General features: G+C 73.4%; 13 protein-coding genes. 5 read left to right on the top strand and 8 right to left on the bottom strand.

What is annotated here, in order from left to right; all coding sequences use genetic code 11:
* Positions 1-104: 104 nt before the first annotated feature.
* From AB0O40_RS14500 to AB0O40_RS14490, 3 genes are all read right to left on the bottom strand, one after another.
* The gene (locus tag AB0O40_RS14500; RefSeq protein WP_365040125.1) at positions 105-1,085 is read right to left on the bottom strand and encodes a GNAT family N-acetyltransferase; all 981 of its coding nucleotides are present in this window, start codon (positions 1,083-1,085) and stop codon (positions 105-107) included.
* 90 nt (positions 1,086-1,175) lie between these two features.
* Positions 1,176-2,447: an Ig-like domain-containing protein gene (locus AB0O40_RS14495; protein ID WP_365040122.1), complete on the bottom strand. Its 1,272-nt coding sequence runs from the start codon at positions 2,445-2,447 to the stop codon at positions 1,176-1,178.
* A 142-nt stretch (positions 2,448-2,589) separates the two neighbouring features.
* Positions 2,590-2,892, bottom strand: coding sequence for a hypothetical protein (locus tag AB0O40_RS14490; RefSeq protein ID WP_365040119.1), 303 nt, complete (start codon positions 2,890-2,892; stop codon positions 2,590-2,592).
* A gap of 155 nt (positions 2,893-3,047) precedes the next feature.
* On the opposite strand from AB0O40_RS14490, the gene AB0O40_RS14485 reads away from it, so the two are divergent.
* Positions 3,048-3,350 carry a hypothetical protein gene (locus AB0O40_RS14485; RefSeq protein ID WP_365040116.1) on the top strand — a complete coding sequence of 101 codons (303 nt, stop codon included), beginning with the start codon at positions 3,048-3,050 and terminating at the stop codon, positions 3,348-3,350.
* Positions 3,351-3,430: 80 nt separating this feature from the next.
* On the opposite strand, the gene hutH is transcribed toward AB0O40_RS14485, so the two are convergent.
* The 5 genes from hutH to AB0O40_RS14460 form a co-directional block, all read right to left on the bottom strand.
* Complete coding sequence (gene hutH / locus AB0O40_RS14480; RefSeq protein ID WP_365040148.1) at positions 3,431-4,975, bottom strand: histidine ammonia-lyase; 1,545 nt, start codon at positions 4,973-4,975, stop codon at positions 3,431-3,433.
* Positions 4,976-5,130: 155 nt separating this feature from the next.
* The gene (locus tag AB0O40_RS14475; protein WP_365040113.1) at positions 5,131-6,240 is read right to left on the bottom strand and encodes a GGDEF domain-containing protein; all 1,110 of its coding nucleotides are present in this window, start codon (positions 6,238-6,240) and stop codon (positions 5,131-5,133) included.
* A 106-nt stretch (positions 6,241-6,346) separates the two neighbouring features.
* On the bottom strand, positions 6,347-7,147 hold the full coding sequence (locus AB0O40_RS14470) for an enoyl-CoA hydratase-related protein (RefSeq protein WP_365040110.1): 801 nt from the start codon (positions 7,145-7,147) through the stop codon (positions 6,347-6,349).
* Between the two features lie 27 nt (positions 7,148-7,174).
* On the bottom strand, positions 7,175-8,245 hold the full coding sequence (locus AB0O40_RS14465) for an adenylate/guanylate cyclase domain-containing protein (protein WP_365040145.1): 1,071 nt from the start codon (positions 8,243-8,245) through the stop codon (positions 7,175-7,177).
* A 377-nt stretch (positions 8,246-8,622) separates the two neighbouring features.
* On the bottom strand, positions 8,623-9,489 hold the full coding sequence (locus AB0O40_RS14460) for a biotin--[acetyl-CoA-carboxylase] ligase (RefSeq protein WP_365040108.1): 867 nt from the start codon (positions 9,487-9,489) through the stop codon (positions 8,623-8,625).
* A 107-nt stretch (positions 9,490-9,596) separates the two neighbouring features.
* Here AB0O40_RS14460 and AB0O40_RS14455 point away from each other — a divergent pair, with 107 nt between their 5' ends.
* From AB0O40_RS14455 to AB0O40_RS14440, 4 genes are all read left to right on the top strand, one after another.
* Positions 9,597-11,183 carry an acyl-CoA carboxylase subunit beta gene (locus tag AB0O40_RS14455; RefSeq protein ID WP_365040105.1) on the top strand — a complete coding sequence of 529 codons (1,587 nt, stop codon included), beginning with the start codon at positions 9,597-9,599 and terminating at the stop codon, positions 11,181-11,183.
* 31 nt (positions 11,184-11,214) lie between these two features.
* The gene (locus AB0O40_RS14450) at positions 11,215-11,421 is read left to right on the top strand and encodes an acyl-CoA carboxylase epsilon subunit (RefSeq protein ID WP_365040102.1); all 207 of its coding nucleotides are present in this window, start codon (positions 11,215-11,217) and stop codon (positions 11,419-11,421) included.
* Positions 11,422-11,504: 83 nt separating this feature from the next.
* Positions 11,505-11,639 (top strand): hypothetical protein, encoded by a 135-nt coding sequence (locus tag AB0O40_RS14445; RefSeq protein WP_365040099.1) that lies wholly within the window; start codon positions 11,505-11,507, stop codon positions 11,637-11,639.
* Positions 11,640-11,795: 156 nt separating this feature from the next.
* A complete protein-coding gene (locus tag AB0O40_RS14440) occupies positions 11,796-12,398 on the top strand; it encodes a nucleoside triphosphate pyrophosphatase (RefSeq protein ID WP_365040096.1) in 603 nt (200 codons plus the stop codon).
* The last annotated feature ends 121 nt before the right edge of the window (positions 12,399-12,519 follow it).

Genomic DNA, 12,519 nt, shown 5'->3' with positions numbered 1-12,519 from the left:
GGCCCCGCTCGCCGTCGCCGCCATCGCCCCGGCCCGCGCCACTGCGTCCACGGCCGCAGCCGCGAGATCCACTTCGTACGTCATGTCCCAGCGCCAGGGGGTCGTCAGAGGGTGTGCTGGAAGACCGCGCAGGCCCGTTCGTGCCGGTAGCCGAGGGAGGCGTTGACCGCCCGCATGGCGGTGTTCTCGTCGGCGACGGTGGTGGCGATCTGCCGCACCCCCGGGTGCAGCTCCCGCAGCTCGGCCAGGGCGCGCAGCTTCACGGCCCGGCCCAGGCCGTGGCCCCGGTGCTCGGGCACGACCACGGTGTCGTACTGGATCGCCCGGGGCGTGGCCGGGTCGGGCAGCACCAGCTCGGTGTACGCGGCCACCTCGCCGGCCCCGGTGAGCACGCACATGGTGTGCAGCCGGCCGCCCCGGTCCAGGATCAGCCGCTGCGCGGCCCGCAGCTTCTCGGCGTCCCACTGCGGGGGCTGCTCGTCCATCCCGCCGCTGGGGGCGTCCTCCATCGCGGCGTGCGCCACCGCGGCCGGCCAGGCGTACTCGTCCGGCGCGATGCCGGACCAGCCGGCGAACCGGTAGCCCTCCGGCAGCGCGGGCACCTCCCGCGGCTCCGCGGTGTCCTGGACGTACCAGGCCATGGGGAGGACGTTCTCGAAGCCCAGGCCGGCGGCGAAGGCCTCGCCGGGCCCGCCCAGGTCGACGACGGTGCTCACGGAGCTGCGCCGGTCGGCCGCCAGCTCGGCCCGCACCCGCTCCCACAGGGCGGTGCCCACGCCCCGGCGGCGGGCGTCCGGGCGTACCGCCAGGACGTCGAGGAAGGCGGTGTGGGTGTTGCCGGGGTCGCTGAAGAGCAGCAGCCCGGCCAGCCCGGCCCAGTCCCCTGCCGGCCCCTCGTCCCCGTCGGTGGCCGCGAGGCACACCGCGCGCCCGCGGGCCGGCGGCACCTGGATGCGGCCGGCCGTCTCCACCCGGCTCGGCGCCGGCAGCCCGGGCAGGTCCACGGCCTGCGCGGCGGCGAGCACCCCCAGCCAGGCGTCGGCATCGGCATCGGTGGGCGGCGCGGTCAGCGGGGTGACTGTCATGCCCCCGACCCTACGCAACGACGCCGACGGCGGTGCCGCCCCCGTGGGGGCCGCACCGCCGTCGGCGTACGGGCGGGAAGGACCGGTGGCTCAGACGGCCGAGCCGGCCTTCCACTCCGTCCAGCTCATGTTCCAGCCGTTGAGGCCGTTGTCCGGCTTGATCGTCTTGTCGGGCGAGTTGACGACCGTCACCACGTCACCGATCAGCGAGTTGTTGTAGAACCAGGCGGCCGGGGCGTTCGGGTCGCCGGCGCCCTTGACGTCGCGCAGGCCCACGCAGCCGTGGCTGGTGTTGGCGCTGCCGAAGACGGAGTCGGCGCCCCAGTAGTTGCCGTGCACGAAGGTGCCGGAGGTGGACAGCCGCATGGCGTGCGGGACGTCCTTGATGTCGTACTCGCCCTTGCCGTCGTCGTCCGTGAAGCCGACGGTGGCGCCGTTCATCCGGGTCTCCTTGAACTTCTCGGAGATCACCATCTGGCCGTTGTACGTCGGGTTCTCCGGGGAGCCCGCCGAGATCGGGATCTTCTTGTAGAACTTCCCGTCCCGCGTGATCGTCATCATGTGGGTCTTGGCGTCGACCGTGGAGACCTGGTTGCGGCCGATGGTGAAGGTGGCCGTGCGCTCCTGCACGCCGTAGACGCCGGGGGCGCCCTCGACGCCGTCCAGCTTCATCTTCAGCGTGACGGTGGAGCCGCCCTTCCAGTAGTCCTCCGGGCGGAAGTCCAGGCGCTGGGAGTTGAACCAGTGCCCGACGACCTCCTGGCCGCTGTCCGAGGAGACCTCGATGGCCGCCTGGACGGCCTTCTCGTCCTTGATCGGCTTGTCGAAGTTGATCGACACGGGCATGCCGACGCCGACCGTGGAGCCGTCCTCGGGCGTGAAGGAGCCGATGAAGCTGTTGGCCTCGGAGACGGTGGTGAAGGAGGCGTTCTCGTGCGCCTCGCGGCCCGCGTCGTCCTTCGCGGTGGCCGCGAGGACGTACTTGGTGGCGCGCTTGAGCTTGCCGGCCGGCTTCCAGCTCTTGCCGTCCGAGGAGATCTTGCCCTCGACGGCCGCGCCCTCGGAGGTCTTCATCTCGACCTGGGTGAGGGTGCCGTCGGCGACCGTGACCGAGGCGGCGCTGTTGATGCCGACGTTGGTCGCGCCGTTCTTCGGCTGGATGGCTATTCGCGCCTTGGACGCGTCCTTGGCCGCTGCCGCGTCGGCATCCGCCTGGGACTTCTTCGTCGCGTCGGTGTTGCCCGCCGCGTCGTCGTCCCCGCCGCCGCACGCCGTCAGCACCAGTACGCCGCCGAGCAGAGCGGACGCGGCCGCCAGGGCCCTGCGCCGCCGCTTGCTGTCCGTCCTCACACGCTTCTCCATCGTTGCCGAATCTCCCCGGGTCCCCGGGCGGGGCGGTCCGTAGGGACCTTCCCCGCTCGTTACGACAACGCCAGGATGCGCGAGAACGGTTCCACCGGGGAGCGATCTGTGGGAAACCCCACGAGCGCTCCCGGTGTGTGCCCTACGCGCGGTCCGCCTCGCGGTCCTCGTCGTCGAAGGGACCATCTTCCTCCTCGTCGTCCCAGTCGGTGGAGTCGGGGTCGTATTCCACGGGCTCGGTGCTCCAGGAGGCCTGGGCCAGCTCCACCCCGGGCACCTCGGCGATCAGGTCAAAGGGGTCGACCAGGTAGGCGATGGCTTCCGCTTCGTCCTCGCGTACGGCGGATTCGGCGTGCGCGCGCTCCTCGTCGGGCATGTACTCGTCCGCCTCGATGCGCTCCAAGGCGGCCCCGGTGAGAGCTTCCGGTTCCGGAACCTCCAGCACCAAATCGACCCTAAGGCGCACGTACCGTGATGCATCAGATCCGTTCATGGGACGGAGGGTATGCCCAGCACCCCCCTGGCTTTCCCACGACCCGCCCCTTTCCGTAGCATCGGCGCACACGGCCAATTCGCTGCTGCCACAAGGGGGATCGACCCGTGTTCGCACGTCGACCGCTTCTCACCGCCATCGGAGCGGGCACCCTGCTGACCGCCCTGTGGTTCGTCCCCTCGGCGAACGCCACCCAGGAGCACGCCGCTGCCCCCACACACCAGAACGTCCATTCCGTTTCGGTCCGGTCCGGGACGTCCGCGGCGCTGCCCGCCGACCAGCCGGCACAGCTGGCGCTGGCCGACACCGGGGGCGTGGACACCAGTCCGTATCTGCTCGGTGGCGCGCTGTTCCTGAGCGTCGGCGCGGGCTGCGTGGCCTTCTCCACCCGCCGCTCCCGCGCGCGCTGAGACCCGCCCGCCGAGACCCGTACGCGCGAGGGCCGCACCGGATGTCCGGTGCGGCCCTCGCGCGTGCTGCGGGACGGTCCTCAGGCCAGCGGGCCCGTCACCGGCTCCACGGCCTCGACCACGCCGCCGGCCCGGACGAAGGCCTCGGCCGCGGCCAGGTCCGGCGCCAGGAAGCGGTCCGGGCCGGGGCCCTCGACGCCGGCCGCGCGGGCGGCGGCGATCACGGCGGCGCTGGCCGGGGCCGGGCTCAGGTGCGCGGAGGTGCGCAGCTCGATGGCCCGGGTGGCCGCGTACAGCTCGATGGCGATGATCCGGGTCAGGTTGTCGATCGCGGTGCGCAGCTTGCGCGCGGCCGACCAGCCCATGGAGACGTGGTCCTCCTGCATCGCGGAGGACGGGATGGAGTCGGCGGAGGCCGGGACGGCCAGCCGCTTCATCTCGCTGACCAGTGCGGCCTGTGTGTACTGGGCGATCATCAGGCCGGAGTCGACGCCCGCGTCGTCCGCGAGGAAGGCCGGCAGGCCGTGGCTGCGGTTCTTGTCGAGCAGCCGGTCGGTGCGGCGCTCGGCGATGGAACCGAGGTCGGCGGCGGCGATGGCCAGGAAGTCCAGGACGTAGGCGACCGGGGCGCCGTGGAAGTTGCCGTTGGACTCGACCCGGCCGTCCGGCAGCACGGCCGGGTTGTCGACCGCGGCGGCCAGCTCGCGGGAGGCGACCAGCTCGGCGTGGCTGATGGTGTCGCGGCCGGCGCCGGCGACCTGCGGGGCGCAGCGCACCGAGTAGGCGTCCTGGACGCGCGGGGAGTCGTCCTGGTGGTGGCCGGTGAGGCCGGAGCCCGCCAGGACGGCGAGCATGTTGGCCGCGGAGGCGCCCTGGCCCGGGTGCGGGCGGATGGCGTGCAGCTCGGGCGCGAGGACCTTGTCGGTGCCCAGCAGCGCCTCGAGGGAGAGGGCGGCGGTGACGTCGGCCGAGGTGAAGAGCTTCTTCAGGTCGGCCAGGGCCATGCACAGCATGCCGAGCATGCCGTCGGTGCCGTTCAGGAGGGCCAGGCCCTCCTTCTCGCGGAGCTCGACGGGGGCGATGCCGTGGGCGGCGAGCAGCTCGCCGGCCGGGCGGACCTCGCCGTCGGGGCCCTCGGCGTCCCCCTCGCCCATCAGGGTGAGGGCGCAGTGGGAGAGCGGCGCGAGGTCGCCGGAGCAGCCGAGCGAGCCGTACTCGTGGACGACCGGGGTGATGCCGGCGTTGAGCACGTCGGCCATGGTCTGCGCGACCTCGGGGCGGACGCCGGTGTAGCCGGAGGCCACCGTCTTCAGGCGCAGGAACATCAGCGCGCGGACGACCTCGCGCTCGACCCGCGGGCCCATGCCGGCCGCGTGCGAGCGGACGATGTTGCGCTGGAGCTGGGCGCGCAGGTCCTGGTTGATGTGCCGGGTGGCGAGGGCGCCGAAGCCGGTCGAGACGCCGTAGACCGGCTCGGGCTTGGCGGCCAGCGCCTCGACGATCTCGCGGGCGCGGGCGAGGGCGCCCAGGGCCTCGGGGGACAGCTCGATCCGAGCGTTGCCGCGGGCCACGGCGATGACGTCTTCGGCGGTGGTCCCGGACGTCCCCACCACGACAGTGTGCATATCCATATTCAGCACCCTACGGACTGAATCCCTTCATGTCACTAGGTGGCTGTACGGCGGAACGGATCGTTTGACTCCTTACATACGGGAGGCTTTCCGTCCCCCTAGCGAACTTCAGCCACTTCTGCCGCGCCCGCCCTGTTGCTCCACTCCGGTCACTCCGCCCGGCCGCGGAACCGGCGGCGCTCGGACGAGCCCGGCTGCGGCGCGTCCGCCAGCGGCAGCACGGCGGTGTCCCGGCCGGCCACCACCGGCTTGCCGGACCGGGCCGCCTTGGCCTTGTACTGGGCCGCGTCGGCGAGCCGGAAGAGCCGCCGGGAGGACTTCACCGGGCCGATCGGGTCCCCGGTCGAGGCGATCCCGCAGGCCACCCCCTCCCCCAGGTCGAGGTCGGCGGCCCGGGTGCACAGCTGCTCGGCTGCCGCGACCACCGCGTCCGCACCGGGACCCACCGACACCAGGCAGAACTCGTCCCCGCCCAGCCGGGCGGCCAGCGCCCCGGGCAGCATCGCCCCGCACAGCGAGAGCACCGAGCCGAACCGCTCCAGCAGCCGGTCGCCCATGGCGTGGCCGAGGGTGTCGTTCACCTTCTTGAGGCCGTTCAGGTCGCAGACCACGAGGGAGACCACGCTCCCGTCCGAGCGGTGCCGCTCCAGCGCCTCGTCGAGGACCATGTCGACCGCGCGGCGGTTGGCCAGCCCGGTCAACGGGTCGGTGAAGGCCAGCCGGCGGGCCTCCTCCAGCCGCTCGTTCTGGGCGATCCCGGCGGCCACGACGGCGGCCAGCACGGTCGCGAACTCGCTGTCGTCCTCGTCGAAGACCGGCCCGCCCGCCGGCCGGGCCACGTACAGCTCGCCCCAGGCCCGGCCGTGCAGCACGATCGGCGCGACCACGCAGCTGCCCCGGCCCCGCCGCCGCAGGCCCGCCGCGCGGTTGCCGGGGCCGTCGGCGGTCTCCACCCAGGCGTGCGGGCCGCCGCCGCCCGCCCAGCGCTCGTGCAGGAACTCGGTGATCTCGGGGAAGTCGTGGACCGGATAGGACTCGTCGGAGGGGAACTCCTCCTCGCCCGCGGTCCGCTCGCCCTCGTTCACCAGGACGCGCAGCCGGCCGCGCTCCCGCTCCCAGGCCGAGACGGCGGCGAAGGACCCGTCCATCGCCAGCCGCGCCCCGCGCGCCGCGGCCCGGACGGACTCGCTCGGCGTGTGCGCCGCCGCCATGGCCTGCGCGAGGCCGACCACGGCCCGCAGTCGCCCGTCAACTCCCATCACCCCAGATTACGGAATATCGTCCGATTTCGTGATGATTGTGGAGGCGGTCGGTCGACCGGCGGCCACGGACGGTGAGACCCACCGCCCGGGCCTTCGGTGCGGGCTACTCCCCCGGCCAGTTCGGCTTGCGCTTCTCGTTGAAGGCCGCGACGCCCTCGGCCCGGTCGCCGGAGAAGGCCACCGAGCGCCAGGCAGCGTCCTCGACCTCCAGCCCGGCCCGCAGGTCCAGGCCGTGGCCCAGCCGCAGCGCCCGCTTCGCGGCGCGCAGCCCGACCGGCGAGTTGGCCGCCATCGCGCCGGCCAGCTCCAGCGCCCGGGCCCGGTCCTGCCCGGCCGGCACCAGCTCGTCCACCAGCCCCAGCTGCCGCGCCTCGGCCGCCTCGACCCGGCGCGCGGAGAAGATCAGCTCGGCCGCCCGGGCCGCCCCGACCCGGCGCGGCAGGAGCTGCGTACCGCCGCCGCCGGGGATGACGCCCACCGAGACCTCCGGCAGGCCCACCACGGCGCTCTCGTCGGCCACGATCACGTCGCAGGACAGCGCCAGCTCGAAGCCGCCGCCCAGCGCGAAGCCGTGGACGGCCGCGACGGTGGGCATCGGCAGCTCCAGCACCCCGGTGTAGGCGCCGCGCGCGGTGGGCCGCTGGCGCACCAGTTCGGCGTCGGTGAAGGAGTTGCGCTCCTTGAGGTCGGCGCCGACGCAGAAGGCCCGCTCGTGCGTCGAGGTCAGCACCACCACCCGCACCGACGGGTCCCCGGCCAGCGCCGTGCAGGCCGCGCCGATGGACCGGGCCATCTCGCTGGAGACGGCGTTCATCGCCTTCGGCCGGTCCAGCGCCAGCTCGGCGACGTGCCCGTCACCCTCCCGGCGCACCGCCACGAACTCCCCGAACCGCTGCTCAGACATCCCTGCGACCCTCCCGGTTAACGAGCGTTACCCGGGGATCTTAGGGGCCCTCCGGGTCAGCAGCCAGGGCTCTACGACGCCGAGGCCGCGGACCGGGCGCTGCCACATGGGCTGGAGGGCGAAGCGGTAGGGGGCCGCGCCCTCGCCCTCGAGCTCGGCGGACTTCTCCGAGACCGGGGCGTCGCCGGTGCGGCCCAGCTCGGTGGCGAGGGCGCCGTCCACCAGCACGGAGTCCTTCGGCGCTATCGACGTCAGGCGGCTGGCCAGGTTGACCGTGGTGCCGAAGACGTCGCCCATCCGGGTCGTGACGGTGCCGAAGGCGATGCCGACCCGCAGCTCGGGCATGGACTCGTCGGCGCCCAGGGTCTCGATCAGCCGCAGCGCGATCTCGGCGGCCGTGCCGGCGTCGTCGGCCGCGTACAGGACCTCGTCGCCGAGGGTCTTGATGAGGCGGCCGCCGTGCGCGGCGACCAGGTCCGCGGCGGTGGTCTCGAAGGCCTCGACCAGCTCGCCGAGCTCCTCCTCCTCCAGCCGGCGGGTCAGCCGGGTGAAGCCCACCAGGTCGGCGAAGCCGACGGCCAGCCGCCGGTCGACCATCTCCTCGTCGTCCGCGGCCTGCACCACCCGGCCGGTGGCGGCGGCCAGCTGCCGCCGCCAGACGTAGACCAGGAACTCCTCCAGCTCCGGCAGCAGCAGCTCCACCAGCGGGTACGTGACCTCGGTACGGGTCATCCCCGGCTCGGGCGGCTCGGTCAGCCCCTCCAGGAAGGAGTCGATCTGCCACTCCGCCAGCCGGGCGGTGGTCTGGCCGGTGGACCGGGCCACCTGCACCGCCATCGGCTCGCTCAGCAGCCCGGCCTCCACCAGACCGGCCAGCCGCCGCAGCGCCAGTACGTCCGCCTCGGTGAGGGCCTTGGCCTGGCCGATGTCCGCGAAGCCCATCGCCCGCCAGAAGCGGGAGGCCAGCTCCATGGAGACGCCGGCGCTGCGGGCGGCCTGGAAGGGGGTGTAGCGGCGCTCGGCGCCCAGGATCAGCTGCTCCAGCCGGATGGCGAGCGGGTCCGCGGTCGGCTCGGCCGTGTGGTCGACCTCGTGCATCGGGGTGTGCTGCTCCGGGCCGATGGGCGCCGGGTGGGCGTTCCCGCCGGTAACAGGGGAGCTGGACGCGCCGGAAGCCGTGTCGTCGACGGTCAAGGGCCGCCTCCTGTCCATTCCGTACGCACTGCCCCACCGAGCCGGGTGATCGCCGGCGGGACCGGCGACCGCCTAAACCATACGGCAGGTGTGCCGTAGCTCACTCCTCACTCATCCCCGAATCCGGGGACTTCCGCGACTTCCGGGGCCACGGCACCGGAAGCCACGGTTCCGGGGGCCTCCCGGACACCCCGCGGACGCCCCCGCGGGCCCCTCGGGCGGATACCCGGGGACCCCGCGGCGGATTCCCCGGGCGGTCCGCCGCGGCCGCCCGCCGGCGGCTATCCGCCGTTGCCCCGCAGGTGGACCACGTCACCCGCGCCCACCGCCTCGCGGCCGCCGTCGCCGGTGAGCACCACCAGCCGGCCGTCCGCGTCCAGGGACTCCGCGGTACCGGTGAGCTCCCGGCCGCCGGGCAGCTCGGCCCGCACCGGCCGGCCCAGGGTGGCGCAGCCCGCCGTGTAGGCCTCCAGCAGGCCGCTGGCGCCCGCATCGCCGCCGGCCGCCGTCCAGCGCCGGTACCAGGTCTCCAGCGAGCGCAGCACGGCCCGCAGCAGCGGGTCCCGGTCGGTGCCGGCGGCCTTGGCCAGGGCCAGCGAGCCGGCCGTCGGCACCGGCAGCTCCGCGGCGCCCAGCGTGACGTTCAGCCCGATGCCGACCACCACCCCGTCGCCGGCCCGCTCGGCCAGGATGCCGCCGGTCTTGCGCTCCTCGCCCTCGACGGTGACCAGCAGGTCGTTGGGCCACTTGAGGGCGACGTCCACGCCCGCGGTGCGCGCCACGGCCGTGGCGGTGGCCACCCCCGCCAGCAGCGGCAGCCAGCCCCACCGCTCGACCGGTACGTCCGCCGGCTTCAGCAGCACGGAGAAGAAGAGCCCGGAGCGGGCCGGCGCGGACCAGGTGCGGTCCAGCCGCCCCCGGCCGGCCGACTGCTCCTCGGCGACCAGCACGGCCCCTTCGGGGAGTTCCGCCGCCCGCGCGGCGAGGTCGGTGTTGGTGGAGCCGGTGTCCGCCACCACCTCGAGGGAGGTCCACAGGCCGTCCGGCACGAGCAGTGCGCGCTGCAGCGCGGCGGCGTTGAGCGGCGGCCGTTCCAGGCTCGACCAGCGGTCACCGGAGGCGGGTGCTGAGGCATCTGAAGGCGTCATGCAAGCCACATTAGGTGTGTCAAACGCCGCACTGCCGAGCGCCATGCGCGCCACTACGCTACGTGGCAGTAGCCATCCGGTTGACCAGGCAGGGAGCCGCAGCCCCGATGTCAGAACCCTCAGAGCAGATCGACATCCACACCACCGCGGGGAAGATCGCCGATCTGCAGCGCCGCATCGACGAGGCGGTACACGCCGGGTCCGCCCGGGCGGTGGAGAAGCAGCACGCCAAGGGCAAGTTGACGGCCCGTGAGCGGGTGGACCTCCTCCTCGACGAGGGGTCCTTCGTCGAGCTGGACGAGTTCGCCCGGCACCGCTCCACCAATTTCGGCATCGAGAAGAACCGCCCGTACGGCGACGGGGTCGTCACCGGCTACGGCACGGTCGACGGCCGCCCGGTGTGCGTGTACTCGCAGGACTTCACGATCTTCGGCGGCTCGCTCGGCGAGGTGTACGGCGAGAAGATCGTCAAGGTCATGGACTTCGCGCTGAAGACCGGCTGCCCGGTCGTCGGCATCAACGACGGCGGCGGCGCCCGGATCCAGGAGGGCGTGGTGGCCCTCGGCCTCTTCGCCGAGATCTTCCGCCGCAACGTCCACGCCTCCGGCGTGATCCCGCAGATCAGCCTGATCGTCGGCCCCTGTGCGGGGGGCGCGGTCTACTCCCCGGCCATCACCGACTTCACGGTCATGGTCGACAAGACCTCGCACATGTTCATCACCGGCCCGGACGTCATCAAGACGGTCACCGGCGAGGACGTGGGCTTCGAGGAGCTGGGCGGCGCGCGCACCCACAACACCACCTCCGGTGTGGCGCACCACATGGCCGGGGACGAGAAGGACGCGATCGAGTACGTCAAGTCCCTGCTCTCCTACCTGCCGTCGAACAACCTCTCGGAGCCGCCGGCCTTCCCGGAGGAGGCGGACCTGGAGACCTCGGAGACCGACCGCGAGCTGGACACGCTGATCCCGGACAGCGCCAACCAGCCGTACGACATGCACACCGCCATCGAGCACGTGCTGGACGACGGCGAGTTCCTGGAGACCCAGGCGATGTTCGCGCCGAACATCCTGACCGGCTTCGGCCGCGTCGAGGGACACCCGGTCGGCATCGTCGCCAACCAGCCGATGCAGTTCGCCGGCTGCCTGGACATCAACGCGAGCGAGAAGGCCGCGCGGTTCGTCCGCACCTGCGACGCCTTCAACATCCCGGTGCTGACGTTCGTGGACGTACCGGGCTTCCTGCCGGGCACCGACCAGGAGTACAACGGCATCATCCGGCGCGGCGCCAAGCTGATCTACGCCTACGCCGAGGCCACCGTGCCGCTGATCACCGTCATCACCCGCAAGGCCTTCGGCGGCGCGTACGACGTCATGGGCTCCAAGCACCTGGGCGCGGACCTGAACCTCGCCTGGCCGACCGCGCAGATCGCGGTGATGGGCGCCCAGGGCGCGGTGAACATCCTGCACCGCAGGACGATCGCCGCGGCCGAGGATCAGGAGGCGACCCGCGCGGAGCTGATCGCCGACTACGAGGACACCCTGCTCAACCCGTACATCGCGGCCGAGCGCGGGTACGTCGACGCGGTGATCATGCCGTCCGACACCCGGGCGCACGTCGTCAAGGGCCTGCGCCAGCTGCGCACCAAGCGCGAGTCCCTGCCGCCGAAGAAGCACGGCAACATCCCCCTGTAGGGCGCCCGGAGCGGCGAGAGGGAGGCAACGCATGATCAAGGTGGTCAAGGGCAACCCGACCCCCGAGGAGCTGGCCGCCGCACTGGCGGTGGTCCAAGCGCGCGCGGCGGCGCTGGCCTCGGCGCCGTCGGGCGCGAGCCGGGTGGCACCGGCCTGGTCGGACCCGGCGCGGGTGGCCCGGATGCGCGCGCCGCAGCCGGGACCGCGGGCCTGGGGCCGGACGTACTGGCCCGCGTGAGGCCCGTACCGGAGTGAAACACCGGTGGCGCCTGAGTACCCGTACTCAGGCGCCACCGGTGTTCCCGGGCCCAGGATCGGGACATGCTCTGGTCCGACCCGAAGAACGAGCCGCCCGACGAGATGCGCCGGGCGCAGGCGATGCTCCGCCGGATGACCGTCCTCCTGGTGGTGGCGATGGTCGTGGTGGTCTACGTCCTCGGGGTGCCCGGGATCTGACGGGCCGGGCCCGGGATCGGGCGAGCCGGACCGGGACCGGTCCGGCCCGGCTCGGGATCCGGCGGCGACGGGCTCGGGATCCGCTCGGGGCGGCTCGGGATCGGCTCGGGGCGGCCGCGGGTCCGGCCCGGTGCGCGCGGCTCCTACGATGGCCGCATGACCTCTTCGCGCCGGCTCGTGCTCGCCTCCGCCTCCCCCGCCCGGCTCAACCTCCTCCAGCAGGCCGGGATGGCCCCCCACGTGATCGTCAGCGGGGTGGACGAGGACGCCCTGAGCGCCGACACGCCCGCGGAGCTGGCGCTGGTGCTGGCCGAGGCCAAGGCGGCCGTGGTGGCCGGTCTGGCGGAGGCCGAGGGCGCGCTGGTGATCGGCTGCGACTCGGTGCTGGAGCTGGACGGCGAGGCGCTGGGCAAGCCGGACGACGCGGCGGACGCCACGGCCCGCTGGACGGCGATGCGCGGCCGGACCGGGGTGCTGCGCACCGGGCACTGCGTGATCGACACCGCCGCCGGCCGCCAGGTCTCGGCCACCGCCTCGACCACCGTGCGGTTCGGCGAGCCCAGTGACGCGGAGATCGCCGCGTACGTCGCGAGCGGCGAACCCCTGCACGTGGCGGGCGCCTTCACCCTGGACGGCCGCTCGGCCCCCTTCATCGACGGCATCGACGGCGACCCGGGCAACGTCATCGGCCTGTCGCTGCCGCTGCTGCGTTCGCTGCTGGGCGAACTGGACGTGGCCATCACCGACCTGTGGACCTGACGGCCGGCCCGCCGGGCCGGGTCGCACCGGCCCGGATCGGCCCCGATCCGGCCCCGAACCCGCAGGCCCGCTCGAAACACGCCCGAGCGGCAACGGAACCCGAGGTCTGCGGAAACGGTTC

It is taken from the genome of Streptomyces sp. NPDC089919, from assembly GCF_040684615.1.
Taxonomy (GTDB): domain Bacteria; phylum Actinomycetota; class Actinomycetes; order Streptomycetales; family Streptomycetaceae; genus Streptomyces.
This window is presented reverse-complemented; position numbering and strand designations above follow the sequence as displayed.